We start from the raw sequence: 26992 nt of genomic DNA, 5'->3' as shown, positions 1-26992 counted from the left end.
AAACGCCGCATCGATGGAGACGTCATGACTCAACCCGCCTTGTCCCCCCGCTTCGCCAACGCCTTCGCGGAGGCCGTCTACGAAGGACTCAGCAAGCGTCCGCAAAAAGAATTGCCCTCGATGTATCTGTATGACGAAGTCGGCTCCGCGCTCTTCGAAGTCATCACCGCGCTGCCGGAATACGGCGTGACGCGCGCCGAAGAACGCGTGCTGAAGGACCACGCGACGGATATCGTCGCTGCAATGCCCGGCGAAATTCAGGTCGCGGAACTCGGCAGCGGCAGCGGCCGCAAGACGCGCCGCATTCTGGAAGCGTTGTGTAAAAAGCAGCCGACCGCTTACCATCCGATTGAAATTTCTCGCACCGCGCTCCAGTTGTGCCGGCGCGAACTGAGCGATATCGAACGCGTGTCGATCGTCGGGCACGAGCGCGATTATCTCGCCGGGCTTTCTGAAGTCAGCGCCAAGCGCAAGGACGGGGAGCGGCTTCTCGTGCTCTTTCTCGGCAGCACCATCGGCAATTTCGCGCGCCTGGCCGCAACGAAGTTCCTGCGCTCGATTCGCGGCATGCTGCAACCCGGCGACGCCCTCCTGCTCGGCACCGATCTCATCAAGCCGCTACCGGTTTTGATCGCGGCATACGACGATCCGGTCGGCGTCACGGCCGCATTCAATCTGAACATTCTTGCGCGCATCAACCGCGAACTGGGCGGCGACTTTCCGCTCGATGCATTCGAGCACGTCGCGCGCTTCAATCCGGATGCGCGCAGCATCGAAATGCATTTGCGTGCGAAGCGTGCGCTTTCCGTACGCGTGAGCGGCGCGGGCCTGCACGTGGACTTCCGCGAAGGCGAGACGATCTGGACGGAAAGCAGCCACAAATATGCAGCCGATGAAGTCGCGCCCATCGCCGCCGATGCGGGCTTCGAATGCACGCATCAGTGGCTCGACGACGAATGGCAGTTCGCGGAGAGTCTGCTCGTCGCGCGTTAGTGCTGCTCGAAGCGCTCGTACCGTTTTTCGACGTAGCGCTCCTCGCTGTGGAAGTCGGTGACGCGGGCATGGGGCGGCCCGCGTCGCAGCCATTCGAGCATCAGATCGACCTGATTGGCCGCGCCCTGCACGATCGCTTCGACGGAGCCGTCGTCGAGATTGGCGACCCAGCCGCGCACGCCGAGCGCGTGCGCCTTTCTCACCGTGTGATGCCTGAAGCCGACGCCCTGCACGACGCCGCGCACCCGCACGTAGTAGGTTTCGATTCTCGTATCCAGATCCGGGCCTGGCATCGCGCGTTCTCCTTTCCGATGTTCATAGCCCGCATTGTAGACACGCGCGTCAACTCAGGCGAAACGGCTGCGCCGTGTCGGCCCGCTCACCCGAGCGCGGATGCGGCTCGCGCGGCAGCGTCACTTCGAACACGGTGCCGGCTTCCGCGGTCGAACGCGCCTTGACGTCGCCGCCGTGCATCTGCGCGATCTCGCGCGTGATGTAAAGGCCGAGCCCGAGGCCGCTGGACTCGTTCTGACGCCGCCCCGAGCGATACGGCGCGAAGATTGTCGGCAGCACGTCGGCGGGAATCTCGCCCGCGTTCTGCACGGTGATGCTCACGTGCTCCGCGTTGCCGTCGAGACGCACTTGTATCGCCGATCCTTCGAGTCCATGTTGCAGCGCGTTGCCAATGAGATTCGAGAACACCTGCGAAAGGAGATCGCCGTCGCCTTGCAGGACCGTGTCGCCCTGACGCAGCACGAAGATGCGCCCTTTGCCGACGCGCGCCTCGTATTCATCGACAATATTCTTCGCGAGCGTCATCAGTTCCACCGGGCGCGGCTGCAGCGTTACGCGCCCGCCGCGCAGACGCGCGAGGTTGAGCAACTGATCGACCATGCGCACCATGCGCATCCCGCTCGACTTGATGCGCGTGCCGATGTTCGCGACGTTCTCGTCCTGCACGAAGCGCGCGAGATATTCCGCCGACGCGATCACGGCGCTCAAGGGCGTGCGCAGATCGTGGCCGAGCACGGCCATCAGCATTTCGTTCGCGTCGAGCAACTGCTGCACGGTCGCGAGTTGCGTCGCGAGCTGCTGCTTCTGACGTTCCATTTGAATGAAAACGTCGACCTTCGAATTGAGGATGCGCGAATCGAACGGCTTGTAGAGAAAATCCACGGCGCCCGCTTCGTAGCCGCGAAACGTGCGGCTCCCGTCCTGCGCGGTCGCCGTCAGAAAGATGATCGGCACATGCGCGGTGCGCGGGCTGCCGCGCATCAGCTCCGCGAGTTCGAAGCCGTCCATGCCGGGCATGTTGACATCGAGAATCGCGAGCGCGACGTCGTGCTTGAGCAGCAGTTCGAGCGCGGCCGGCCCCGATTCGGCCTTCAGCACCGACAGGTCCGGCCGCGCGAGCGATGCCTCGAGCGCGGTGATGTTGTTGCGAATGTCATCGACGATCAGCACGTGGATGGGTTGCGTCATCTGGTGACTCCTTGCCTTCTTTTCATGGCTTGCGGTCGGTGCATTGCGACAGGCGAACCGCCATTTCGTCCAGCGTCAGTACTTCGTGCACGGCGTCCGCCGCGATGGCCGCGAGCGGCATCGCCGGGGCCGAGGCCGTCTCCGGGTTTTGCGCCCAGCACGCGCCGCCCGCGTCGCGGATCGCGCGCGCACCGCGGGCGCCGTCGTCGTTCGCGCCCGACAGCACGATGCCGAGCAGCCGCTCGCCGTACGCATGCGCCGCCGATTCGAACAGCACGTCGACCGAGGGCCGCGAGAAGCGCACGGGCGGATCGACCGACAGCGCGATCGAAGGCGCCGCGCCGTCTTCTGCTTCGACGAGCATGTGATAGCCCGGCGGCGCGAAATACACGGTGCCCGGCACGATCACGTCCTTGTCGAACGGCTCTTCGATGGCGAGCTGGCAGCGCGACGCGAACAGGCCCGGCAAGAGGCTAGGCTGCCCTTGCCGCACATGCACGACGACGAGCACCGGCAGGCCGAATGCTCGCGGCAGCACCGGCAACAGGTGATTGAGCGCCTCGACGCCGCCCGCCGATGCGCCGATCACGACTGCCCCGATGCGGTGAGCGTCGAACATCGTCACACCTTCTGATAAAGCCGCTCGCGCGGATTGAAGTCCGCGAAACGGTCTGCGTAGGTGGAAAAGCGCAGGCTCTCCTTGCTGCCGAGACCGAGAAACCCGCGCCGCACGAGCGAATCGCTGAAGAGCCCGAGCGCGCGATCCTGCAGCGCACGATCGAAATAGATCAGCACATTGCGGCACGACACGAGATGCGCTTCGAGAAACACGCTATCGGTGGCGAGACTGTGGTCCGCGAACACCACGCGCGACTTGAGCGCCTGCGAGAATTTCGCCGCGCCATACGCCGCATGATAGTAGTCCGACAGCGACCGCTTGCCGCCCGCCGCCAGATAGTTCTGGCTGAAGCCCGCCATGCGCTCCAGCGGGTAAATTCCGCTTTCGGCCTGGCGCAGCGCTTCGGCGTTGATATCGGTCGCGTAGAACACGGTGCGCTCCGCGATCTTTTCTTCGGCGAACAACACCGCGAGCGACCACAGTTCCTCGCCGCTGCTGCATCCCGCGACCCACACCTTGATCGACGGATACGTCTGCAGAATCGGCACGACCTGCTCGCGGATCGCGCGGAAATACGGCGGATCGCGGAACATCTCGCTCACCTGCACCGTGAGGTATTGAAAGAGCCGCGCGAACAGCGCCGGGTCGCGCAGGATGCGCTCCTGCAAATGCGAAAGCGTTGGCAGGCCGAAATCGTGCACCGCCTGCGCGAGACGCCGCCTCAGCGAACTCACGGAGTAATGCCGGAAGTCGTGCTGATAGCGCAGGTAGATCGCTTCCAGAATCAGCTTCAGTTCGATGTCGAACGTCGCTTCTTCGTCGTGTCTGCCGTCGTTCGCCATGTTCATCGCTGCCGCAACCATACCCGACACAAAGAAACGAGCTTATCCACGTCGATGGGTTTCGATATGTAATCGTCCGCACCCGCCTCGAGACATTTCTCGCGATCGCTCGGCATCGCCTTTGCGGTCAGCGCGATGATCGGCAGCCGCGCGTGTTCCGGATGCCGGCGAATTTCGGTCATCGTGGTCAAGCCGTCCATCTCGGGCATCATGATGTCCATCAGCACGAGGTCGATATCGCTGCGGCGCGCGAGCGCCTCGAGCGCCTCGCGTCCGTTGCGGGCGATTTCGAGCGTCGCGCCGAGCGGCTCGATCACGCGCGACAGCGCGAAGATGTTGCGCACGTCGTCTTCCGCGAGCAGGATCGTGCGGCCCTCGAAGACGTCGTCGCGCTGTCGCGCCGCGCGCAACATGCGCTGCTGCTCGGGCGGCAGCGCGCTTTCGACGCTATGCAGGAACAGGGTCACTTCGTCGAGCAGGCGCTCCGGCGACTTCGCTCCCTTGATGATGATCGATTTCGAATAGCGGCGCAGACGCTGCTCTTCTTCCTGCGACAGCAATCGCCCGGTATAGACGATGACGGGCGGCGACGCGTGCCCGCCCCCCGTCGACACGCGTTCGAGCAGGTCGTAGCCGGAGCCGTCGGGCAGCGCCAGATCCATCACGACGCAATCGAACGGCGCGCGCTGCATTTCCTCGATGGCCTGCGCGATCGTTCCCGCCTCGACGATGCCGACCGTCTCGCTCGCGAGCAGTGCGTGAATGCTTTGGCGCAACGCCGGATCGTCCTCGACGACGAGCACGCGGCGCATGCCCTGCGCCGAGCGCGCTTCGAGCTTGCGGATCGCGTGGGCGAGCTCCTCGCGCGCGCTCGGTTTCAGCGTATAGCCGATCGCGCCGAGATGCAGCGCGACATCGGCGTGATCGGTGGCGGAGACGATGTGGATCGGAATGTGGCGCGTGAGCGGATCGTGCTTGAGCCATTCGAGCACGGTGAGACCCGACTGGTCCGGCAGGCCGATGTCGAGCAGAATGCCGTTCGGCTGCAGCGAGCGCGCCAGTTCGACGCCTTGCGTCGCGGTCGCCGCATGCACGCAGTCGAAGTCGAGTTCGTGCGCGAGATCGTAGAGGATGTGCGCGAACGGCTGATCGTCCTCGATGACGAGAATCGCGCGATCGGGGCGCTTGCGGTTGGCGCGGTCGTCGGCGATGCCGAGCGGCTCGGGAATCGCGGCGGGCGTCTGAATCTTTGGCGCCGGCGCGGGCGCCGAAACAGGCGCGGGCGTTGAAACAGGCGCGACCGGCTCCGGCTCGCGCATATGACCGATGGTGTCGAGCTTCGCGGTCACGGTGCCTTCGCGCGCTGCGATCGGCAGCGTCACCGAAAACACGCTGCCCTGCCCCAGTTCGCTCGACACCGACACCGACCCGCCGAGCAGCCGCGAGAACTCGCGCGATATCGACAGTCCGAGACCGCTGCCGCCATATTTGCGGCTCGTGGTGCCATCGGCTTGCTGGAACGCCTGGAAAATCATGTCCTGCTTTTCGCGTGCGATGCCGATGCCCGTGTCGCGCACGTCGAAGCGCAGCGCGTTGTCGCCCGCGCGCTCGACTGCGACCGTCACGCTGCCGCGCTCGGTGAACTTGAACGCGTTCGACAGCAGGTTGCGCAGCACTTGCAGAAGCCGCTGGCTGTCGGTGACGAAATACTGCGGCACGTTCTCGCCGTGCGCGGTGATGAATTCGACGCCCTTGTTCGCCGCGACGGGCGCGAACGACTGCCGCAGCGTTTCCAGCAACGCGTCGACGGAAGTGGGCGCGAACTGCACGTCCATCTGCCCCGCCTCGACCTTCGACAAATCGAGAATGTCGTTGATGAGCGAAAGCAGATCGCTGTTCGACGAGTGGATCGTCGCGGCGTAGCGCACCTGTTCGTCGCTCAGATTGCCTTGCTTGTTGTCCTGCAGCAGCTTGGCGAGAATCAGCGAGCTGTTGAGCGGCGTGCGCAGTTCGTGCGACATGTTCGCGAGGAACTCGGACTTGTACTGGCTCGCGCGCTCCATTTCGAGCGCGTTCGCGGTCAGTTCCTGCTGCGCCTGCATGAGCTCGGCCTTTTGCCGCTCCAGATGCTGTGTGTGCTCTTCGAGCTGCACGTTGGTCTGTTCGAGCTCGGCCTGCTGCTGTTCGAGGCGCGCCTGCGAATCCTGAAGCGCGCGGCCGCGTTCTTCGAGTTCCTCGTTCGACACGCGCAGTTCTTCCTGCTGCACCTGCAATTCCTCGCTCTGGCGCTGCGTCTCTTCGAGCAGTTCGACGAGGCGCGCGCGATAACGCGACGAGCGCATCGCCATGCCGATCGCTTCCGACGCCATTTCGAGCAGCGCGCGGGCATCGTCGAAGCGGCCTTCGGCGCCGACGAAACCAAGTTCGATCGCGCCAGCGACTTCCCCATCGGCGAAAAGCGGCGCGATGACGACGCGCGAGGCCGCCGCCGAGCCGAGCGCCGAACCCGCCTTCAGATAGTGCGACGCGGCGTCGCGCAGTTCGAGCACGCGCGCTTCCTCGACCGCCTGCCCGACGAGCCCTTCGCCACGCGCAATCCGCGCCGGCGCGCTGCCGTCGTCAGGCAGCGCCCACGCCGCGACGCGCACGAGCGCATCGCCGTCGAGCGCATAGACCACGCCGACTTTCGCATTGACGTACGGAATGATCGAACGAAGGATGCTCACGCCGATCGAAGCGGGAGACTGCTCGCCGCGCAGCTTCAGCCCAAGCTGTACGATGCCCTGCTGCAGCCAGGTCGTGCGTTGTACGGCAAGCCGCGATTTGATATACAGATGCGCCACCGCCGCGAGCACGAGCAGCACGACGATGCCCATCGCGCGGTTGATCTGCAGCACGTCGCGGCTCACGTTCGGATCGGCGGCGGCGAATACGTAGCCTGCGATCATCAGCGCCGCCGATGCGACCGCGGTGACGATCGGCACGGCGGGACGATCGACCCAGACGCAGAGCACGACGGGCAGCACGTAGAAGACCCAGATCGCGATTCGCATCGGCGTGAGCACGTCGATGCTGAACACGACGGCAAGCGTGATCGCGATGGCGAGATAAATAAAGGCGCCTGCGTTTCGAGTGTCCTGGGGCATCGTTCACCGGTTGTGTTCATGTTTTGCGCGGCCTCGCGGCAGCGGCAGGCGAGGACCATAGCATGAGCCGCGAGCCCTTGTCACATCGGCTTCAGCGGCTGTTTCTTGACGCGGCAATCGTTACTAAGCGCGTCGCGGCAGTATTTCCAACGAGGTAAGAATGACTGATTTTTCCGGCTCTCGCGTGCTCGTCACGGGCGCCTCGGGGTTCGTCGGGTCCGCGGTCGCGCGGCTCGCCATCGAGCGCGGTTTCGACGTGCGGGTGCTCGTGCGCAAGACGAGCCCGCGCAAGAACGTCGAATCGCTGAACGCGGAGATCGTCGTCGGCGACATGCGCGACGAAGCGTCGATGCGCGCCGCGCTCAAGGGCGTGCGCTTCCTGTTCCACGTCGCCGCCGATTACCGCATCTGGGCGCCCGATCCGGGCGAGATCGAGCGCGCGAATCTCCAGGGCACCGAAGCGACGATGCGCGCGGCGCTGGCCGAAGGCGTCGAGCGCATCGTCTATACGAGCAGCGTCGCGACGCTCAAGGTGACGAGTTCGGGCGCGATCGTCGACGAGACGAAGCCGTCGGATGCGCAAAGCACGATCGGCGCGTACAAGCGCAGTAAGGTGCTCGCGGAGCGCGCGGTCGAGCGGATGGTCGCGCAGAACGCGTTGCCCGCGGTGATCGTGAATCCGTCGACGCCGATCGGACCGCGCGACGTGCGCCCGACGCCGACCGGGCGCATCATCGTCGAAGCGGCGACGGGCAAGATTCCCGCATTCGTCGATACGGGCCTCAATCTCGTACACGTCGACGATGTCGCGAACGGGCACTTTCTCGCGCTGGAGCGCGGGAAGATCGGCGAGCGCTATATCCTGGGCGGCGAGAATCTGCCTTTGCAGCAGATGCTCGCGGACATCGCCGGATTCGTCGGGCGCAAGCCGCCGACCATCAAGCTGCCGCGCGGGCCGCTCTATCCGCTCGCGGTCGGCGCGGAGCTGTTCGCGAAGGTGAGCGGGAAAGAGCCGTTCGTAACCGTCGACGCGCTGCGGATGTCGAAGAACAAGATGTACTTCACGTCGGCGAAGGCCGAGCGTGAATTGGGGTACGCGGCGCGGCCGTATCGGGAGGGTCTGCGGGACGCGCTCGACTGGTTTCGCGCGAATGGGTATCTCGGTGGATGAAGCGCGAAATCATTTCGTGAAACGTGCCGGCCGCCGCGACGCGGCCGAAAACATCAACTCTTGTATAAGAGTCGAAAAATGTTAAGTGCTTGATATATCAATAAAAACGAGCTTTTTGACCGGATTCATGAGCCGAAATTCACACGCGCCCCTCGCAAAATCAGGCAGAATAGCGGTTTGTTGCCGGACGGGTGACGAGGCCGGCGGTTTTTTCCAACCTGTTTTCGGATGTCGAGACAAGCGATGAGTAATCAGCAACCCACCATCATCTACACCCTGACCGACGAAGCTCCGCTGCTCGCGACCAGCGCCTTTCTGCCGATCATCCGTACATTCACCGCGCCGGCGGGCGTCAACGTCGAGACGAGCGACATCTCCGTCGCGGCCCGCATTCTCGGCGAATTCCCCGAATTCCTGACCGACGAACAGAAGGTTCCCGACAATCTCGCGAAACTCGGCGAACTGACGCAGGACCCCGACACCAACATCATCAAGCTGCCGAACATCAGCGCGTCGCTGCATCAGTTGACGAGCGCGATCAAGGAACTGCAAAGCAAGGGCTACAAGCTGCCCGACTATCCCGAAGAGCCGAAGAACGACGAAGAGAAGGCCATCCGCGCGCGCTACGGCAAGTGCCTCGGCTCGGCGGTGAATCCGGTGCTGCGCGAAGGCAACTCGGACCGCCGCGCGCCGCTCGCCGTCAAGAACTACGCGAAGAAGCATCCGCACAGCATGGGCGAGTGGAGCATGGCCTCGCGCACGCACGTCGCGCACATGAAGCACGGCGACTTCTATCACGGCGAAAAGTCCATCACGAACGACCGCGCGCGCGAAGTCCGCATGGAACTCGTGACGAAGCGCGGCGAAACCATCGTGCTGAAGCCGAAGGTCAAGCTGCAGGACGGCGAGATCGTCGACAGCATGTTCATGAGCAAGAAGGCGCTCGTCGAGTTCTACGAAGACCAGATGCAGGACGCGTTCGATACGGGCGTCATGCTGTCGCTGCACGTCAAGGCGACCATGATGAAGGTCTCGCACCCGATCGTGTTCGGCCACGCCGTCAAGGTGTTCTATAAAGACGCGTTCGCCAAGCACGCGAAGCTTTTCGAAGAACTCGGCATCAACGTGAACAACGGCCTCGTCGATCTCTACACGAAGATCGAGACGCTGCCGGAATCGCAGCGCGACGAAGTCATCCGCGACATGCACGCGTGCCACGAAAAGCGCCCGGCGCTCGCGATGGTCGATTCGGCCAAGGGCATCTCGAACCTGCACGCGCCGAACGACGTGATCGTCGACGCTTCCATGCCCGCGATGATCCGCGCAGGCGGCAAGATGTGGGGCGCCGACGGCCGTCCGCAGGACACGAAGTGCCTGATCCCGGAAAGCACGTTCGCGCGCATCTATCAGGAAATCATCAATTTCTGCAAGACCAACGGCGCGTTCGACCCGAAGACGATGGGCACGGTGCCGAACGTCGGCCTGATGGCGCAGAAGGCCGAAGAGTACGGCTCGCACGACAAGACCTTCGAGATCGCGGAAGACGGCACGGCGCGCATCGTCGATAACGCGACGGGCGAAGTCATCGAAGGGCTGACGCAGGAAGTCGAGAAGGGCGACATCTGGCGCATGTGCCTCGTGAAGGACGCGCCGATCCGCGACTGGGTCAAGCTCGCCGTCACGCGCGTGAAGAACTCGGGCACGCCGGCCGTGTTCTGGCTCGACCCGTATCGTCCGCACGAAGCCGAACTCATCAAGAAGGTCGAGACGTACCTGAAGGATCACGACACGACCGGCCTCGACATCCAGATCATGTCGCAAGTGCGCGCGATGCGTTACACGCTCGAGCGTGTGATTCGCGGCATGGACACGATCTCGGTTACCGGCAACATCCTGCGCGATTACCTCACCGACCTGTTCCCCATCATGGAACTCGGCACGAGCGCGAAGATGCTGTCCATCGTTCCGCTGATGGCGGGCGGCGGCCTGTACGAAACCGGCGCGGGCGGCTCGGCGCCGAAGCACGTCCAGCAGCTCGTGCAGGAAAACCATCTGCGCTGGGATTCCCTCGGCGAATTCCTCGCGCTGGCGGTGTCGCTGGAAGAACTCGGCATCAAGAACGGCAACGCGCGCGCGAAGCTCGTCGCGAAGGCGCTCGATTCGGCCACCGGCGAGCTGCTCGACAACAACAAGAGCCCGTCGCCGAAGACCGGTCAGCTCGACAATCGCGGCAGCCAGTTCTATCTCGCGATGTACTGGGCACAGGAACTCGCGTCGCAGTCGGAAGACCGCGCGCTCGCCGAGCAGTTCGCACCGCTCGCGAAGACGCTTGCCGAGAACGAGCAGAAGATCGTCGACGAACTCGCTGCCGTGCAGGGCAATGCGGCGGATATCGGCGGCTACTACAAGCCGGACGAGCAGAAGCTCGAAGCGGTGATGCGTCCGAGCAAGACGCTCAACGCGGCGCTCGAGCAGGTTCGCGCGAAGTAAGACCGCCCGGGCGCGTCATGCGCGCCCTGTCGAACCGGCATCTCTTCGGAGATGCCGGTTTCGTTTTTGGACTGAAGAAAAAACGCAGTGAAATCCGCAGGTTCGGTGCAATTGGTTACAACCTGTGCCGACCTCGCCAAAATCCGAGCGGGTAAAATCGTTGCCTCGCCGCCCGCTTGCCAGACACGAAGAACACTCGCATGAATCTACAAGACCAGCTCGGCGCGCTGGAGTCGAGCCTCGACACGCTCCTTCAGACCGCCGCCGCATCTGCCCGCTCATCCGCCGGACCCGTCGAAGCCGCCTCGCCGGACGAACCGCCCGCTTTGGGCGGCACGCCGCATGCCGGCGATTCCGCCGCGCCCGTCGAACCGCCCGACCTGAACGAACCGCCGCGCCTCGTCGTGTCACGGCCAGAGCGCGACGCGATCGAGATGACTATCGCGGGCAAGAGCGTGAAGCTGAGCCCGGAAGGCGTATCCGAACTGATCGAGCAATTGTCGAACGTGCGCGCGTCGATGTCGGCGGATCAGCCGGCGGGCATCGCACCGGGATGGCAGTTCGCCTCCACCAAGAACCCCATCATGGCGACGCAGAAATACGCGAATGGCGACCGCCTGCTCGTCATGCGCCACGCTGGGCACGGCTGGGTGCCGTTCACGTTTTCGCCGAACATGGTCATCGAGCTGTATGCCATGTTGACGAAGAAGTAAGCGCGAGCGCGCTTACGAGCCTTCCTGAGTCGGCGCCTGCACGCGCGCCTTCCATTGCCCGCCCTTGCCGCGCCAGTAGCGCACGGCCGAACCGAGCGTCGCGCTCACGTAAAACAACGCGACGAGCGGCAGCAGCGGCGCCCACAAAAGCGATCGACGGTAGTAACGCAGCATCGGACCATAGGCGATGCACATGAGCGCCCACGCCGCGCACGCGGGCCACGCGCGCGCGCCGTATGCCAGCGCGAGCACGGGCGGCGCGAGATAGATCACCGCCATGCCGAGCAACGTGCCGGCGAGCAGCAGCGGCGAGTAGCGCAGTTGCGTGAACGCCGTGCGCGCGATCATGTTCCAGATTTCGCGCCAGCTATCGTAAGGACGCAGCGATTCGCTGCGTTCGGCGAGATCGAGGCGGATCGCACGCGCATCGTTGCGCCCATCCCGATGCTTGATGCGCGCCGCGAGACTGCAATCGTCGATGAGTTCCTGTCGGATCGACTCGATCCCGCCCGCCGCGACGAGCGCCGACCGGCGCACGAGCATGCAGCCGCCCGCCGCGCCGGCGGTCGGCTTCTTCACGTCGTTGACCCACGCGAACGGATAGAGCTTCGCGAAGAAGAACACGAACGCGGGAATCAGCGCTTTTTCCCACGACGAATCGCAGCGCAGACGGACCATCAGCGAGACCAGATCGCGATCTTCGAGGATCGTGCGCGCGACGAGTTGCGTCGCGGCATCGGCCGGATGGTGGATGTCGGCGTCGGTCAGCAACAGGAATTCGGCGGGCAGGCCGAGCTTGTCGATGGCGGCGATCCCTTGCGACTGCGCCCATACTTTGCCGGACCAGCCCGGCGGCAACGGCTGCGCGGTCAGCACGGTCAGGCGGTCTTCCAGCCCCAGATCGCGGGCGGCGGCGAGCGCGACGCGGGCGGTGCCGTCGGTGCTGTGATCGTCGACGACGACGACGTGGAACGCGCCCGCATAGTCCTGCCGGAGCAGCGAGCCGACCGCGCGACCGATGACATCGGCCTCGTTGCGCGCGGGCACGACCGCCACGAGCGCGGGCCAGGCGCCGCGCCGCGCGATCTCCGCGTTCCCGACGGCGTGGATCGTGGCGCCCGAGAGTGGCGCGGCGGGCTGCGCGCGCCAGAAGCCGCCGCGCGCGAACAGCAAGACGATCCAGATCAGAAGAGACAGCCAGGCGATCAATAGCATGGGTAGACGATGAGGTCGAAAACGGCGACGCGGCGTTGCGCGAAAAACACACAGGGGAACGGCGCGGGAGACCGGCGGGAAGGCCCTTCGCCCAAGCGCGCGGGCGCCGGGTCTCGCCGACACGCGGTCCGAAGCGTCCGACAGTTTACTGGGTTCTCAAAATCGCCGTATTTGCGCGATCGCGCCGCGCCGCGGAGTCACGCGGGCATCGAGCACCCAAAAAGGGAACGCGTTAGAATACGCGGTCAACTTCGGCGCGCGAACCGGTACTCACCAGTCTTTTTTTCCGGTCTGCTTTCCCGGCACTCACAGACGTTGTCCGAGGCGTCACGAGGCCGCTTCACCGGAAAGCGCGAGCATCGCGCCGGCTAACCCGAAACCCGCGTCAGTCGGAGTTCGTTCGAATATGCGTATCATCCTTGCTCAACCCCGCGGCTTTTGTGCGGGCGTGGTCCGTGCGATCGAAATCGTCGATCGGGCCCTCGAACGTCATGGCGCGCCGGTCTATGTGCGTCACGAGATCGTTCATAACCGTCATGTCGTCGACAATCTGCGCAGCAAGGGCGCACGGTTCGTCGAAGAACTCGACGAAGTGCCGCACGGCGCGGTCGCTATTTTCAGTGCGCATGGCGTCGCGCGCAGCGTCGAAAAAGATGCGCAGACGCGCGGGCTCGATGTTCTCGACGCCACTTGCCCGCTCGTCACCAAAGTTCACGTGCAGGGGCGCCAGTATGTGTCGCAGGGGCGCACGCTCATTCTGATCGGCCACGCAGGCCATCCGGAAGTGGAAGGCACGATCGGGCAGATTCCCGGCGACGTTGTGCTCGTACAGAGCGAAGCCGAAGTCGGGACGATGACGCTCGCGCCCGACACGCCCGTCGCCTATGTCACGCAGACCACGCTTTCGGTCGACGACACGCGCGGCATCATCGACGCGTTGCAGCGCCGCTTCACGGATATCGTCGGCCCGGACACGCGCGACATCTGCTACGCGACGCAAAACCGCCAGGCCGCCGTGCGCGAGCTGTCGAGCCAGGTGGACGTGCTGCTCGTGGTCGGCGCGACCAACAGTTCCAATTCGAACCGCCTGCGGGAGATCGGCGCCGAGACCGGCGTTCCGAGCTACCTCGTCGCGGACGGTTCGGAGATCAAGCCGGAATGGTTTGCCGATGTGCAAACGGTCGGCATCACCGCGGGTGCTTCGGCGCCCGAAGAAATGGTCAAACATGTGATCGATGCCCTGCGCGCGTTCGGAAACGTCGAAGTCACGACGATGAACGGCCGCGAGGAAAAGGTCGAATTCAAACTCCCCGCGAAGCTCATTCAGCCGGTGGCCGCCGTTGCGGCAACCGCGATTCGCGAAGAATAAGGAGAGGACACAATTGTCTATCCCGATGCTCCAGAAGGCGCGCGTTGGCGCCTACATCTTCAAGCAGCACTTCACGGGCACCAAGCGTTACCCGCTCGCGCTGATGCTCGAACCGCTGTTCCGCTGCAATCTCGCGTGTAACGGCTGCGGCAAGATCGATTACCCGGATCCGATCCTGAACCAGCGCCTGTCGCTGCAGGAATGTCTCGAAGCTGTCGACGAGTGCGGTGCGCCGGTCGTGTCGATCGCGGGCGGCGAGCCGTTGCTGCACAAGGAAATGCCGCAGATCGTGAAGGGCATCATGGCGCGCAAGAAGTTCGTGTATCTCTGCACGAACGCGTTGCTGATGGAAAAGAAGATGGACGATTACGAGCCGAGCCCGTACTTCGTCTGGTCCGTGCATCTCGACGGCGACCGTGAAGCGCACGATCACTCGGTCTCGCAGCCGGGCACGTACGACAAGGCGGTCGCGGCCATCAAGGAAGCGAAGCGCCGCGGCTTTCGCGTGAACATCAACTGCACGCTGTTCAACGACGCGGAGCCGGAGCGCGTCGCGAAGTTCTTCGATACGCTCGGCCCGATCGGCGTCGATGGCATTACGGTATCGCCGGGTTATGCGTATGAGCGCGCGCCGGATCAGCAGCACTTCCTGAACCGCGAAAAGACGAAGAACCTGTTCCGCGAAATCTTCAAGCGCGGCAACAACGGCAAGAAGTGGTCGTTCAGCCAGTCGACGCTGTTCCTCGACTTCCTCGCGGGCAACCAGACGTATCAATGCACGCCGTGGGGCAACCCGGCGCGTACGGTGTTCGGCTGGCAAAAGCCGTGTTATCTGGTCGGCGAAGGTTACGTGAAGACCTTCAAGGAACTGATGGAAACCACCGACTGGGACAAGTACGGCACGGGCAAGTACGAGAAGTGCGCGGACTGCATGGTCCACTGCGGCTTCGAGGCGACCGCCGTGATGGACACGGTGGCGCATCCGCTGAAGGCCGCGAAGATCGCCTTGTCGGGTCCGCGCACGACGGGCGCATTTGCGAAGGATCTGCCGATCGACAAGCAGCGCCCGGCGGAGTACGTGTTCTCGAAGCACGTCGAGATCAAGCTGGAAGAAATCGGGCGCGCGCAGAAGAACAAGGGCGCGAAGACGGCGGCGGCGGTGAATTGAGCTTCGCTTGAGCGAAGTGAAGAAAGGGCGGATGGCTCGGGTCATCCGCCCTTTTTGGTTTATCGGCTACCAGATCGTCCTGACGTGTTCGTAGCTTCGAATCTGCCGGTCTTTAGTCACGAGCGGCGCGGATAACGAGCGCGCCGTGGCGACGATCATGCGGTCCGCGGGGTCACTATGGAACTCGCCGGGAAGATCGGCCGACGCAAGCGCGATATGGCGGTCGATGGGTGCGAAGCGCACGCCTGCAATTCGGCCAATCCTGTCGAACCAGCCGGCGACATCCATGGCCAGCCGGAGCCGGCCCTTCTTGATGAGAAGCATGACTTCCCACGCAGTCATCGTCGAAACGACGATTTCGCCTTCTTCCTGCACTTCACGATCAATCGCGGCGCGCGCTGGCTTGCTCAATCCCCTTCCCTCGACCCACCAAAGAAGCGCGTGAGTATCTAGCACTATCATGGAAGCATCTCCCAATCCTCCAGCCCTACAGGTTCGAGAGGATCTTCATAGAACAGCACGCTTCCACGCAATTCTTCCAGCGGCGTAGGCGATGAACTCTCATACCGCCGCACTTCCAGCACCGGTTTTCCATGGTCTGTCACAATCATATGTTCTCCTGTCGATTCCACGAGACGAAAGTATTCGAGCGCCTTCGCCTTGAACTCCGATTTCGACACTCGCTTGACAGCCATGATATCGCCCATAGTTACATTCATGTGGTCATTTTAGCCTCGTCCGAATGGAATAGGCAAAACGGACATGTGGCGCCGGGCAAAAAAAAACGCGACGGCTCTCGCCATCGCGTTTTCATCAACTATCCTCGCAAAGCGTCAGGTCAACAGCACTTCCCCGCCCCGCTCCCATACCGCGCCTCCTGCCGCTCGCGGAAGAACTCCGCGTACGACATGACCGGCTTGTCCGGATGCGTCGTCTGCATGTGCGTGACGTACGCGTCGTAATCGGGCATCCCGACCATCAGACGCATCGTCTGGCCGAGATACCGTCCCGCTTGCCGAAGATCGGAAAACATCGCTCGACTCCTCAATGGCCCGCGCGCGCCGCGCCGGACGCGCCGGAAGGCATCGCCTCGAACGGCGTCTCGCGCACGGTCGGCTTCGCCACGCGACGCGCGCGCAGCACCGCCAGCACGCCATACACCGCAATGCTCAAGACGACGAAGATGAACAGCCCGGCAAGCGCCGCATCGACGTAATCGTTGAAGATGATGCGCTGCATTTCCGCGAGCGACTTCGCCGGCGCCATCACCTTGCCCGCGTCGTACGCGTCCTTCAGCTTGCCCGCGTGCGCAAGGAAACCGACCTTCGGATTCGCGTCGAAAATCTTCTGCCAGCCGGCGGTCAACGTGCAGATCAGCAGCCAAATAGTCGGCACGAGCGTAACCCATGCATAACGCTCGCGCTTCATCTTGAACAGCACGACGGTGCCGAGCATCAGCGCGATGCCAGCAAGCATCTGGTTCGAGATGCCGAAGAGCGGCCACAGTGTGTTGATGCCGCCGAACGGATCGACCACGCCCTGATACAGGAAATAGCCCCAAGCCGCGACGCACAGACCCGTCGCGATGAGATTGGCGGGCAGCGATTCCGTGCGGCGCAGCGCCGGATGAAACGTGCCGAGCAAGTCCTGCAGCATGAAGCGGCCGGCGCGCGTGCCCGCATCGACGGCAGTGAGGATGAAAAGCGCCTCGAACAGAATGGCGAAGTGATACCAGAACGCCATCATCGCCGGACCGCCGATCACCTGATGAAGAATGTGCGCCATGCCGACCGCGAGCGTCGGCGCGCCGCCGGCACGCGCGATGATCGTCGTCTCGCCGACCGCCTTGGCCGTCGACGTCAGCATGTCGGGCGTCAGCACGAAGCCCCAGCCGGTGACGGTCTGCGCGACCGCTTCGGGCGTCGAGCCGAGCAGCGCGGCGGGGCTGTTCATCGCGAAGTACACGCCAGGCTCGATCACGCAGGCGGCGACGAGCGCCATCATCGCGACGAACGATTCCATCAGCATCGCGCCATAGCCGATGAAGCGCATGTTGACTTCGTTGTCGATCATCTTGGGCGTCGTGCCCGAAGAAATCAGCGCGTGGAAGCCCGACACCGCGCCGCACGCGATCGTGATGAAGAGGAACGGGAACAGGTTGCCCGCCCACACCGGACCGGAGCCGTCGACGAACTTCGTGAACGCCGGCATCTTCAGTTCGGGTGCGACGATCAGAATGCCGATCGCGAGCCCAAGGATCGTGCCGATCTTGAGGAACGTCGACAGATAATCGCGCGGCGCGAGCAGCAGCCACACCGGCAGCACCGACGCGACGAAGCCATAGCCGATCAGAATCCACACGAGCTGCACGCCCGTGAACGTGAAGTACGGCGCGAGCGTCGCCGATTCGGCCACGTGCCCGCCATAGACGATCGCGAGCATCAGCCCGACGAAACCGATGATCGACACCTCGCCGATACGCCCCGGACGAATGTAGCGCGTATAGACGCCCATGATGAGCGCGATCGGAATGGTCGCGGCGACCGTAAACGTGCCCCACGGCGAATTCGTCAGCGCCTTCACGACGATCAGCGCGAGCACGGCGAGAATGATCACCATGATGAGGAACGCGCCGAACAGCGCAATCACGCCAGGCACGGTGCCGAGTTCCATCTTGATGAGATCGCCGAGCGAGCGGCCGTCGCGGCGCGTCGAGATGAACAGGACGACGAAGTCCTGCACCGCGCCCGCGAACACGACGCCCGCGAGAATCCACAGCATGCCGGGCGTGTAGCCCATCTGCGCCGCGAGCACCGGGCCGACGAGCGGACCCGCGCCCGCGATCGCCGCGAAGTGATGGCCGAACAGCACGTACTTGTTGGTCGGCACGTAGTCGAGGCCATCGTTGTGACGGATGGCCGGCGTCATGCGCAGGCCGTCGAGTTGCAGCACTTTCGCCGCGATGAAGCGCGAGTAGAAGCGGTAAGCGATGAGATACACGCAGACCGCCGCGATGACGATCCATAGTGCGCTGATCCGCTCGCCGTGCGCGAGCGCGATGGTGCCGAATGCGAACGCGCCCAGTAGCGCGAGCGCGATCCAGACCAGGAATCCGGAAGCCCGATTCATGGCGTCTCCTTAGTTATTGACCGCTGCGGGTCGATGGATGCGCCGTGATAGCGCATTGGGCGGTAGTATTCGCTTTCGCCCGGGCGCTTACAAGCGCATAACTACGTATGCGCGCTACGTGGCTTCACGTAGCGGAAAACCCTGTATCGATGAGTCTCAAGGCCAAGATCTTCCTGCTGGCGATCGTGCCGTTCGCGCTGGCGATCGGCGGGATCGGCTACGGCGTGCGTCAGCAGGCGCAATCGCTCGCGCAGGCGCAGCACGAAACCACGCAGGCGGCGTACATGTCGAGCAAGGAAATCGAGCTGCGGCATTACGTGGAAATTGCGAAGAGCGCGATCGCGTCTTACTACGACGCGCCCGCATCCGATCCTCGCAGCGACGACGAACGCCGCCGCCTCGCGCTCGACGCGCTGCAGCGCCTCGATTTCGGCCAGGATGGCTACTTTTTCGTCTATACGATGCGCGGCACGTCGCTGATGCATCCGCGCCAGCCCGATCTCGTCGGACGCGATCTCTGGCTCATGCGCGATCCGAACGGCGCACTGACGATTCAGGAACTGATCCAGCAGGCGTCCAGAGGCGGCGGCTACGTGCGCTATGTGTGGCGGCGGCCATCGACGGGACTGCTCGCGCCGAAGCTCGGCTATGTCGTGCCGCTCGAACGCTGGGGCTGGATGATGGGCACGGGCATCTATCTCGAAGACGTCGAAACGACGCTTGCGCGCATCGATTCCCGCGCCGCCGCGAACATCGGGCGCACGCTGACGTGGATCGGCGCGATCGCGCTCGCGGCGCTCGCGATCATCGCGGTATGCGGCGCGGTGCTCAATATCAGCGAACATCGCAGCGCGGACGCGAAGTTGAAACGCCTCGCGCGGCAAGTGGTGGATTCGCAGGAACAGGAGCGCGCGCGGCTGTCGCGCGAACTGCACGACGGCATCAGTCAGATGCTGGTCTCGGTGAAGCTGCTCCTCGAATCGGCGCTCGCGCGGTTCGAGCGCGGCGCGGCGCGCGAGCCGACCGCGGAAGCCGCGCTTTCGACGAGCCTCGGACGCCTTTCCGGCACGCTGCGCGAAGTGCGCCGCATCTCGCACGCGCTGCGCCCCGCGATGCTCGACGATCTCGGGCTCGCCGCCGCGCTCGAACAACTCGCGCGCGAATTCGACGGACAGGACGGCATCGAAGTGCGTTTCGAAGCGACGGACAACGGCCAACCCTCTTCGGCGCAACGCACGACGCTGCCCGATCCCGTCAACACCGTGCTCTTTCGCATCGCGCAGGAGGCGCTGACCAACATCGCGCGGCATGCGCAGGCGTCGCGTGCGGCGATCACGCTCGATATCGCGGCGCACGCCGTCACGCTCGACATCACGGACAACGGCCGCGGCTTCGACGCGCACGACGCGTTCTCCGACCCGGCGAGCGGCGTGGGCCTGCGCAATATGCGCGAGCGGCTCGACACGCTCGGCGGCACGCTCGCGATCAGCTCGCAGCTCGGCCGCACGTCGATCACCGCGCGCGTGCCGCTGCCGCTCGCCGCACCGAATCTTCAAGGACATACCGATGAGCGCTGACATCGCACGCATCATCCTCGTGGACGATCATCCGCTCGTGCGCGACGGCTTGCGCGCGCGCCTCGACTCCGTGCCGCATCTTCGCGTGATCGGCGAGGCGGGCAACGCGAAGGAGGCGCTCGCGCTCGCCGCCGACGAATCCAGTCCGCCCGACCTTGCGTTGATGGACGTCGGCATGGCGGGCATGAGCGGCATCGAACTGGCGGCACTCTTTCACGAGCGGCATCCGGGCATACGCGTGCTGATGCTGTCGATGCACGACAACGTGGAATACGTGAAGCAGGCGGTGCGCGCGGGCGCGAGCGGCTATGTGCTGAAGGATTCGCCCGCCGCCGAGATCATCCAGGCGATCGGCGCGGTGCTCGCGGACAAGACGTTTTTCAGCGCGGGGCTCGCCGCGCGCATGATTCAGGCACAGTCGATGCAGACGCCGCTCGAACGTCTGACGCCGCGCGAACTCGATATTCTCGACGCGCTCGCCGAAGGCTTATCGAGCAAGCAGATCGCGCAGCAGCACGGGTTGTCCGTGCGCACGGTGGAAACGCACCGCTTGAATTTGAAGCGCAAACTGGATATCGACGGCCAGGCCGAGCTGATCAAGTTCGCGGTGGAGCACCGCCGCACCTGAAGCCCGGCCTTGCCGGAAAGAAGGACGGCGTCAGCCGGCGGAACGGGCGTTGTGCTCGGACAGGAACTTGATGAGGCCGTCCACGCCGCCTTTTTGCAGTTGCCCCGCGAACTGTTGCTGATAGACCTGGATGAGCCAGGCGCCCATCATGTCGATGTCGTAGATCTTCCAGCCTTGCGGCGTCTTCTCCAGGCGGTAGCGCACGGGGTTGTCGCCGCCGGTGGAGATGACGTGCGATTCGACGACGGTATCCTTCGCGTTGGCGTCGATGTTGGGGGCATCGAACGTGAACTTCACGTCCTGATCGCGCAACTGCGCAAGCGACGCCGCGTAGGTGCGCACCAGCAGGATCTGGAACTGGTCGTAGAGCTGCTTTTGCTGCTCGGGCGTGGCGCTCGCCCAGGCCTTGCCGACCGCGATGCGCGTCGTGCGCTGGAAGTCGGTGGCGGGCAGAAAGCGCGTTTCGACGAGCTGCGTGATCTTCGCCATGTCGCCGCCGCGCGCTTGCGGATCGGCCTTCATCGCGTTGACCGTGCCTTCGACGGCATTCTTCACGACGGCGTCGGGACTCGTTTGTGCGAGGGCCTCGCCTGCGAAGGACATCGAAGCGAGGAAAAAAGCAAAGCAAATGGACAGATAGCGTTTCATGGCACCCGTTCTCTGATCAGGTTTGGCTGCGCGGGTCGTGCGGCCTTCGGACGTTGCATAAGCGGCCAGTTGGCTGCGGGGTCAGTATACCGACACTGCGCCGTTGCAACAGTTCAGCGCCAGGTAGCGCGCCCGCGGCCGGTATACTTCGCGGCATCATGCAATTCGCGCGTTCGCACGCGCAAAAAATAACAGGGCACCCAGGTAGCGTCTTCATGCTGACGTCCAACATTACTCGCTTCGTCACTCTCGCCATTCGCCGGCCGGCGTGGATCATCGCCATTTCGTTGCTGCTCGGCGTGCTCTCCGCGATTTATGTCGTTCATCACTTCAAGATCAGCACCGACGTCAGTCAGCTGATCGAGACGGAACCGGAGTGGGCGGCGCGCAGCAAGGCCATCGAGGAGGCGTTTCCGCAGCGCGGCGCGACCTTGCTGATCGTCGTTCAGGCACCCGCTCAGGAATTCGCCGATGCCGCCGCGAACGACCTCGCCGCCGCGCTTGCGAAGGAGCCGGAGCGCTTCAAGTCCGTGTCGCAGCCCGCGGGCGGCGCGTTTTTCGAGCACAACGGCCTGCTCTATCTGCCGGCGGCCAAGGTCGAGCAGGTCACGAAGCAGCTCGTGCAGGCACGCCCGCTCATCAATACGCTCGCGCACGACCCAACGCTCACCGGCCTTGCGCAGACGCTCAGCACCACGCTGAACCTGCCGCTGACGCTCGGACAGGTCAATCTCGGCCAGATGGCCGGTTTGCTCGGCAAGAGCGCGGCCGTGCTCGACGACGTGCTGGCGAATCGGCCGGCGGCGTTCTCGTGGCGCGGCCTCGCGGATTCATCGCCGGGTGATGCGCCCGGACGTGCGTTCGTCACCGTGCTGCCGGAGCTGAACTTCAACGCGCTGAAGGCGGCGGCGGGCGCTTCGGAAGAGATTCGCGCGAAGGCCGCGGAACTGGGCATCGACAAAAAGTATGGCGCGACGCTGCATCTGACCGGCGCGCAACCGCTCGCCGACGAGGAATTTGCCTCCGTGCAGGACGGCGCCGTGCTCAACGGCGTGCTGACCTTCCTCGTCGTGCTAATGATCCTTTGGGTCGCGCTGCGCTCCAAGCGCATGATCCTCGCGGTGTTCATCACGCTTTTCGTCGGGCTCGCGATCACGGCGGCGCTCGGGCTCATGATGGTCCACGCGCTCAACATGATCTCGGTTGCGTTCATGGTGCTGTTCGTCGGGCTCGGCGTGGACTTCGGCATTCAGTTCGGCGTGAAGTATCGGGAAGAGCGTTACAAGCACAAGCGGCTCGACGTATCGCTCGCGGAAACCGCGCGGCACGTCGCGGTGCCGCTCACGCTCGCCGCCACCGCGACCGCCGCGAGCTTCTTCTCCTTTCTGCCGACGGCGTATCGCGGCGTGTCGGAACTGGGACTGATCGCGGGCGTCGGCATGTTCGTAGCGTATGCGACCAACATGACGCTCCTGCCCGCGCTCATCAAGGTGTTCGCGCCGCCGGGCGAAGCGCATTCGCCGGGCTTTCCAGTGCTTGCGCCCGTCGACGAATTTCTCGACCGTCATCGCAAGCCGGTGCTGATCGGCACGCTGGTCGTCGTGATCGGCGCGCTGCCGCTGCTCTTCAATCTGCGTTTCGACTTCAATCCGCTGCATCTGAAGGATCCGCACACCGAGTCGATGGCCACGCTCCTTGCGCTCAGGGATTCGCCCGAAGGCGCGGTCAATGATGTCGCCGTGCTCGCGCCGTCGCTCGCCGATGCCGATCGCATCGCCGCGAAGCTAAGCAAGCTGCCCGAAGTCGGCAGCGCGACGACGCTCTCCTCGCTCATCCCCGGCGATCAGCCGAAAAAGCTCGATCTCATCAAGGCCGCCGCCGATCAACTTCTGCCTGCGCTCGATCAGCAGACGGCCGCGCCCGTGACGGACGCGGTGCGCGTCGCGGCGCTCACGCGCGTATCGAACCAGCTTTCGCTCGCCGCCGACGAGCATCCCGGCCCCGGCGAAAAGGAAGCGAAACATCTGTCCGACACGCTCGCGAAACTCGCGCAAGCCGACGCCGCCACGCGCGATCGCGCCGAGCACGCGATGGCCGAGCCGCTGCGCCTCGCGCTCGCGCAACTGCGCGCGCTGCTCACGCCGGCGGAAATCACGCGCGAAACGCTGCCGCCGCCGATGGTTGCATCGTTCGTGACGCCACAGGGCCAGGCGCTCGTCGATGTCGCGCCGAAGATCGCGCCCGGCGCCGATCCGAACGACGACACGCTGCTCGCCCGCTTCGCCGATGCCGTCCAGAAGGCCGAACCCAACGCGATCGGCGGGCCGATCTCGGTGCGCCATTCGGCGGAGACGATCATCAAGGCGTTCGAACAGGCAGCGCTCTATTCGCTGATCGCGATCGCCGTGCTGCTCTGGATCGCGCTGCGCCGTTTTGGCGACGTTCTGAGAACTTTGGTACCGTTGCTCGTTTCCGCGATCGTCACGCTGGAGTTGTGCGTGGTCTTCAGGATGCCGCTCAACTTCGCGAACATCATCGCGCTGCCGCTGATGCTGGGCGTCGGCGTCGCGTTCAAGATCTATTTCGTGATGGCGTGGCGTTCCGGCCAGACACGGCTGCTACAGTCCAGCCTCACGCATGCCGTTATGTTCAGTGCGGCGACGACCGCGACGGCATTCGGCAGCCTGTGGTTCTCGCATCATCCGGGCACATCGAGCATGGGGCGGCTGCTGGCGCTGTCGCTTTTCTGCACGCTGGTCGGCGCAGTGGTGTTTCAACCGGTGCTGATGGGCAAACCGCGCAAGGTGCGAGCGGCCGCGCGCGCGAAGCTCAGGGCGGCGCAACGACATGACAACCTAAGAGGAATTGAAGAATGAAGTCGGGATCGACGGCCTTGACCGCTCGTGCAGTGCGTAAATTGGGGTTGAGTCTGGCGATGGCGGGCGCGCTCGCGACGGCGGGATGCGCGACCGGCCCGGATCGCAATCCGAAAGACCCGCTCGAGCCGATGAACCGCAAGATCTTCACGTTCAACGACACGCTCGATACCTACGTCGCGAAGCCCGTCGCGCAGTTCTACGTCGATTACACGCCGAGCCCGTTCCGCACGGCCGTCAGCAACTTCTTCTCGAACCTCGGCGACTTCTCCAACTTCGCGAACAACCTTCTGCAGTTGAAGATCACCGACGCGACGCAGGACTTGATGCGTATCGCGATGAATTCGGTGTTCGGCATCGGCGGGTTGATCGACATTGCATCGCCGGCCGGGTTGCCGAAGCATCATCAGGACTTCGGCCTGACGCTCGGTCACTACGGCATGCCGTCGGGGCCGTATCTCGTGCTGCCGCTGCTCGGCCCGAGCTCGTTCCGCGATTCGACGACATGGCTCGTCGACTGGCGCGTGAATCCGCTGAGCTACTCGGACCCGGAGATTCGCTGGCCGCTGTTCGGCGTGAACTTCGTGAGCGCGCGCGCGGACCTGATCGGCGCGACCGATCTGCTTTCTGCTGCCGCGCTCGACAAATATGCGTTCGTGCGGGATGCGTACACGCAGCGGCGTCAATATCTGTTGACGGGCGGCGGCACGAGTACGCTGCCCGATTACGGCGACGAAGGCGCATCGGCGCCGGAAGGCGCGAGCGCGCCGGGCGAGACGGGCGGCGGCAGTACGGAGCAAGGTTTGCCGACCTATGTCGATCCGGGCGCGGCGGCATCGCCGGCGGGCGGTGTCGGCGGGAAATCGCCCGCGCCGGAAGAGAACGCGCCGAAAGCGCAGCCGTCGACGGGATCGAGCAAGGAGCAAGGATTGCCGCAGTATGACGATCCGGCGGCGCAACCTGCGAAGTGATGGGTTCGGGGTAAGAAAAACGGGCGCTACGGCGCCCGTTTCTGTTTTTAGTGTGTGCGCAAGAGACCCGCATCAAAGACTTTGCGCCTGCTCCCACGCAGCGGCGGCAGCTTCATAGATGCCCCCATCCCGACGTCCGACCGCCAGGACGATGATATCGCGATCCACCTCGTCGTCGCGGACCAGATAAACGAGCCGATAGCCCAGACCGCGCAGCTTGATCTTGTAACAGTCGACAAGCGGCGAGTGCAGTTCGGACCCGGGAGTACGCGGCGTCTCCAGACGCCTTCTCAGCGCTTGTTTGAAGAGCGCTTTGACGGAGCCATCCAGCTTCGCCCAATCGTCGAGTGCTTCCGGCACGAACCGTAGTTCGTGCGTCATCACAGATCGTCGAGGCTGACTTTTACGGCGCGCTTCACCGACTTGAGGCGGGACTCAACCACCGTCGCAAGCTGGCGCTCGTCGAACAACTCGGCCATCTCGGCCATCAATTCCGGAGACACCGTGTAGAAAGCGGGTCGATTGTGGTTAAGCACGGCAACCGGTTCGCCGCCCGCTTCTTCAACGACCTTTCCCGGGTTCTGCTTGAACTCCGAGATGCTGACCGACAACACACTGTGGATCCTCTGCATGATGACACCCCGAAACAGGTTTAAATTTCGACCTATTTTACTCGCCTTCGAGCCACGGATGCGCAGTCAGTGTGCAGCTTCTTCCGCCACGTCCTCGAGCAAGTCATCGCCTGAAACCTTCGGCGCTTCGACGACGCCCTGATCGCGCCGATACGCCTCGAACAGTTCATCGGCGTAACGGATCTGCGTGCGGCCGTGCGGCGCGGGCTCGCCCTGCTCGTTCAGATTGACGAACACCATCTTCTCGACGGTCAGAATGCTCTTGCGCGTGATCTTGTTGCGCACTTCGGCGCGCAGCGTGATCGACGTGCGGCCAAAATGCGTCGCGGTGATGCCTAGCTCGATGATGTCACCCTGACGCGCCGAACTCACGAAGTTGATCTCGGACATGAACTTGGTGACGACGCGCTGGTTGCCCAGTTGCGAGATGGCGTAAATCGCGGCCTCTTCGTCGATCCAGCGCAGCAAGCTGCCGCCAAAGAGCGTGCCGTTCGGGTTCAGATCCTCGGGCTTGACCCACTTACGGGTGTGAAAATTCATTTGCGGTACCTCACTTTCGTTACGGCGCGCGTCGCAAACGGCGACGCGTTCGATCAGGGTTTTCCCTGATTATAACGAGATGAGGGTTAACCCGCAGAAAGCAAGGCTTCAAGCAGACGCGGTTCAATCGAGCACGAGCGCCCGCGCCGCTTCGAGCGCGCGCCGCGCCTGCACGAGCGTCGCGCGGGCGTCGCTGGCATCGGATGCGAGCCGCAACAGCGCGCCCAGTTGCGACGGATCGCGCAGCAGTTCGCGCACGATCGGACCGATAGCCGTCGTGCCGTCGTCGCGCAAACCCGCCGTGGCGGCGGGCGGCAAGGTGCGCCATGCCGGATCGACGACCGCGCGGCACACCGCGAAGGGCAAGCCGCGCGCCGTCGCGATCGCCCCGGCGATATGCGATTCCATATCGACGGCGAGCGCGCCCGTCGACGAATGCAGCGAGCGCTTGTCCGCCTCGCTCGTCACGGGCGCGGCGACGCCCGCCATCTTGCCGCGCCGCGCGACGCGCTCGACCGGTGTGCCCGCGAAAGCATCGACGATGCGCGCGGACCACGCCGCATCGGTCTGCAACTCGCCGAACGGGCCGCACACGCTCTCGGCGACGATCAGCGCGCCCGGCTCGAGTTCCGGCGCGAGCCCGCCCGCCGTGCCGAAGCTGACGATGCCCGAGCAGCCGCGCGCGATCGCATCGGACAGCGCGCGTTCGAGCCAGTCGGCGCGCGCCGCAAACACGACATCCACGCCGCGTCCCCGCACGATCTTCGCCTCGAACGCCATGCC

General features: G+C 64.2%; 25 protein-coding genes. 10 read left to right on the top strand and 15 right to left on the bottom strand.

What is annotated here, in order from left to right; translation table 11 throughout:
• The first annotated feature begins 24 nt into the window (after positions 1 to 24).
• A complete protein-coding gene (egtD, locus tag AWB77_RS13910; RefSeq protein WP_061135012.1) occupies positions 25 to 993 on the top strand; it encodes an L-histidine N(alpha)-methyltransferase in 969 nt (322 codons plus the stop codon).
• Here egtD and AWB77_RS13905 read toward each other — a convergent pair.
• Genes AWB77_RS13905 through AWB77_RS13885 form a run of 5 tightly spaced genes read right to left on the bottom strand, consistent with a single transcriptional unit; the run spans position 990 to position 7082 of the window.
• The gene (locus tag AWB77_RS13905; RefSeq protein WP_061135011.1) at positions 990 to 1286 is read right to left on the bottom strand and encodes an acylphosphatase; all 297 of its coding nucleotides are present in this window, start codon (positions 1284 to 1286) and stop codon (positions 990 to 992) included. The genes egtD and AWB77_RS13905 overlap by 4 nt on opposite strands.
• A 49-nt stretch (positions 1287 to 1335) precedes the next feature.
• Entirely contained in the window at positions 1336 to 2475 is a 1140-nt protein-coding gene (locus AWB77_RS13900; RefSeq protein WP_061135010.1) for a hybrid sensor histidine kinase/response regulator, read from the bottom strand.
• 22 nt (positions 2476 to 2497) lie between these two features.
• Positions 2498 to 3094 carry a chemotaxis protein CheB gene (locus tag AWB77_RS13895; RefSeq protein ID WP_061135009.1) on the bottom strand — a complete coding sequence of 199 codons (597 nt, stop codon included), beginning with the start codon at positions 3092 to 3094 and terminating at the stop codon, positions 2498 to 2500.
• Between the two features lie 2 nt (positions 3095 to 3096).
• A complete protein-coding gene (locus AWB77_RS13890) occupies positions 3097 to 3942 on the bottom strand; it encodes a CheR family methyltransferase (RefSeq protein ID WP_061135144.1) in 846 nt (281 codons plus the stop codon).
• Positions 3939 to 7082 (bottom strand): response regulator, encoded by a 3144-nt coding sequence (locus AWB77_RS13885; RefSeq protein ID WP_061135008.1) that lies wholly within the window; start codon positions 7080 to 7082, stop codon positions 3939 to 3941. Before AWB77_RS13885 ends, AWB77_RS13890 begins: the two co-directional genes overlap by 4 nt.
• Before the next feature lie 160 nt (positions 7083 to 7242).
• On the opposite strand from AWB77_RS13885, the gene hpnA reads away from it, so the two are divergent.
• From hpnA to AWB77_RS13870, 3 genes are all read left to right on the top strand, one after another.
• On the top strand, positions 7243 to 8253 hold the full coding sequence (hpnA, locus tag AWB77_RS13880) for a hopanoid-associated sugar epimerase (RefSeq protein WP_061135007.1): 1011 nt from the start codon (positions 7243 to 7245) through the stop codon (positions 8251 to 8253).
• 243 nt (positions 8254 to 8496) lie between these two features.
• Positions 8497 to 10743, top strand: a complete 2247-nt coding sequence (locus tag AWB77_RS13875; RefSeq protein ID WP_061135143.1) for an NADP-dependent isocitrate dehydrogenase — start codon at positions 8497 to 8499, stop codon at positions 10741 to 10743.
• A gap of 200 nt (positions 10744 to 10943) precedes the next feature.
• Positions 10944 to 11456, top strand: a complete 513-nt coding sequence (locus AWB77_RS13870; RefSeq protein WP_061135142.1) for a hypothetical protein — start codon at positions 10944 to 10946, stop codon at positions 11454 to 11456.
• Positions 11457 to 11468: 12 nt separating this feature from the next.
• Here the strand turns inward: AWB77_RS13870 and AWB77_RS13865 are convergent, their stop codons facing one another.
• Positions 11469 to 12671 (bottom strand): glycosyltransferase, encoded by a 1203-nt coding sequence (locus tag AWB77_RS13865; protein WP_061135006.1) that lies wholly within the window; start codon positions 12669 to 12671, stop codon positions 11469 to 11471.
• 406 nt (positions 12672 to 13077) lie between these two features.
• Between AWB77_RS13865 and ispH the strand changes: the two genes are divergently transcribed.
• Positions 13078 to 14040, top strand: coding sequence for a 4-hydroxy-3-methylbut-2-enyl diphosphate reductase (ispH, locus tag AWB77_RS13860; protein WP_061135005.1), 963 nt, complete (start codon positions 13078 to 13080; stop codon positions 14038 to 14040).
• 13 nt (positions 14041 to 14053) lie between these two features.
• A complete protein-coding gene (gene hpnH / locus AWB77_RS13855) occupies positions 14054 to 15208 on the top strand; it encodes an adenosyl-hopene transferase HpnH (RefSeq protein WP_061135004.1) in 1155 nt (384 codons plus the stop codon).
• A 66-nt stretch (positions 15209 to 15274) separates the two neighbouring features.
• Here the strand turns inward: hpnH and AWB77_RS13850 are convergent, their stop codons facing one another.
• From AWB77_RS13850 to AWB77_RS13835, 4 genes are all read right to left on the bottom strand, one after another.
• Positions 15275 to 15670: a type II toxin-antitoxin system VapC family toxin gene (locus AWB77_RS13850; protein ID WP_061135003.1), complete on the bottom strand. Its 396-nt coding sequence runs from the start codon at positions 15668 to 15670 to the stop codon at positions 15275 to 15277.
• Positions 15667 to 15906: a type II toxin-antitoxin system Phd/YefM family antitoxin gene (locus AWB77_RS13845; RefSeq protein WP_374728695.1), complete on the bottom strand. Its 240-nt coding sequence runs from the start codon at positions 15904 to 15906 to the stop codon at positions 15667 to 15669. The genes AWB77_RS13850 and AWB77_RS13845 overlap by 4 nt, the downstream gene beginning before the upstream one ends.
• A 140-nt stretch (positions 15907 to 16046) precedes the next feature.
• On the bottom strand, positions 16047 to 16241 hold the full coding sequence (locus AWB77_RS13840) for a YbdD/YjiX family protein (protein WP_008354281.1): 195 nt from the start codon (positions 16239 to 16241) through the stop codon (positions 16047 to 16049).
• Between the two features lie 11 nt (positions 16242 to 16252).
• Positions 16253 to 18337: a carbon starvation CstA family protein gene (locus tag AWB77_RS13835; protein WP_061135002.1), complete on the bottom strand. Its 2085-nt coding sequence runs from the start codon at positions 18335 to 18337 to the stop codon at positions 16253 to 16255.
• Between the two features lie 149 nt (positions 18338 to 18486).
• On the opposite strand from AWB77_RS13835, the gene AWB77_RS13830 reads away from it, so the two are divergent.
• Together AWB77_RS13830 and AWB77_RS13825 are read left to right on the top strand one after the other, a co-directional pair.
• The gene (locus AWB77_RS13830) at positions 18487 to 19914 is read left to right on the top strand and encodes a cache domain-containing protein (protein ID WP_061135001.1); all 1428 of its coding nucleotides are present in this window, start codon (positions 18487 to 18489) and stop codon (positions 19912 to 19914) included.
• Entirely contained in the window at positions 19904 to 20542 is a 639-nt protein-coding gene (locus tag AWB77_RS13825; protein ID WP_061135000.1) for a response regulator, read from the top strand. Before AWB77_RS13830 ends, AWB77_RS13825 begins: the two co-directional genes overlap by 11 nt.
• Before the next feature lie 30 nt (positions 20543 to 20572).
• On the opposite strand, the gene AWB77_RS13820 is transcribed toward AWB77_RS13825, so the two are convergent.
• On the bottom strand, positions 20573 to 21190 hold the full coding sequence (locus tag AWB77_RS13820) for an MlaC/ttg2D family ABC transporter substrate-binding protein (RefSeq protein ID WP_061134999.1): 618 nt from the start codon (positions 21188 to 21190) through the stop codon (positions 20573 to 20575).
• Between the two features lie 215 nt (positions 21191 to 21405).
• On the opposite strand from AWB77_RS13820, the gene hpnN reads away from it, so the two are divergent.
• Together hpnN and AWB77_RS13810 are read left to right on the top strand one after the other, a co-directional pair.
• Positions 21406 to 24066 carry a hopanoid transporter HpnN gene (gene hpnN / locus AWB77_RS13815; RefSeq protein WP_061134998.1) on the top strand — a complete coding sequence of 887 codons (2661 nt, stop codon included), beginning with the start codon at positions 21406 to 21408 and terminating at the stop codon, positions 24064 to 24066.
• Entirely contained in the window at positions 24063 to 25037 is a 975-nt protein-coding gene (locus AWB77_RS13810; RefSeq protein WP_061134997.1) for an MlaA family lipoprotein, read from the top strand. The genes hpnN and AWB77_RS13810 overlap by 4 nt, the downstream gene beginning before the upstream one ends.
• Positions 25038 to 25109: 72 nt before the next feature.
• Here the strand turns inward: AWB77_RS13810 and AWB77_RS13805 are convergent, their stop codons facing one another.
• From AWB77_RS13805 to AWB77_RS13790, 4 genes are all read right to left on the bottom strand, one after another.
• Positions 25110 to 25418, bottom strand: coding sequence for a type II toxin-antitoxin system RelE family toxin (locus AWB77_RS13805; protein WP_061134996.1), 309 nt, complete (start codon positions 25416 to 25418; stop codon positions 25110 to 25112).
• Positions 25418 to 25669, bottom strand: coding sequence for a type II toxin-antitoxin system Phd/YefM family antitoxin (locus tag AWB77_RS13800; protein ID WP_061134995.1), 252 nt, complete (start codon positions 25667 to 25669; stop codon positions 25418 to 25420). The genes AWB77_RS13805 and AWB77_RS13800 overlap by 1 nt, the downstream gene beginning before the upstream one ends.
• Positions 25670 to 25735: 66 nt before the next feature.
• Positions 25736 to 26209, bottom strand: coding sequence for an acyl-CoA thioesterase (locus AWB77_RS13795; protein WP_061134994.1), 474 nt, complete (start codon positions 26207 to 26209; stop codon positions 25736 to 25738).
• A 123-nt stretch (positions 26210 to 26332) separates the two neighbouring features.
• The gene (locus AWB77_RS13790) at positions 26333 to 26989 is read right to left on the bottom strand and encodes a phosphorylase (protein ID WP_061135140.1); all 657 of its coding nucleotides are present in this window, start codon (positions 26987 to 26989) and stop codon (positions 26333 to 26335) included.
• Positions 26990 to 26992 lie beyond the last annotated feature (3 nt).

It is taken from the genome of Caballeronia fortuita, assembly GCF_001544835.2.
Classification (GTDB): domain Bacteria; phylum Pseudomonadota; class Gammaproteobacteria; order Burkholderiales; family Burkholderiaceae; genus Caballeronia; species Caballeronia fortuita.
Note: the sequence above shows the minus strand (reverse complement) of the source record. Positions and strands in the feature narration are given on the sequence as shown.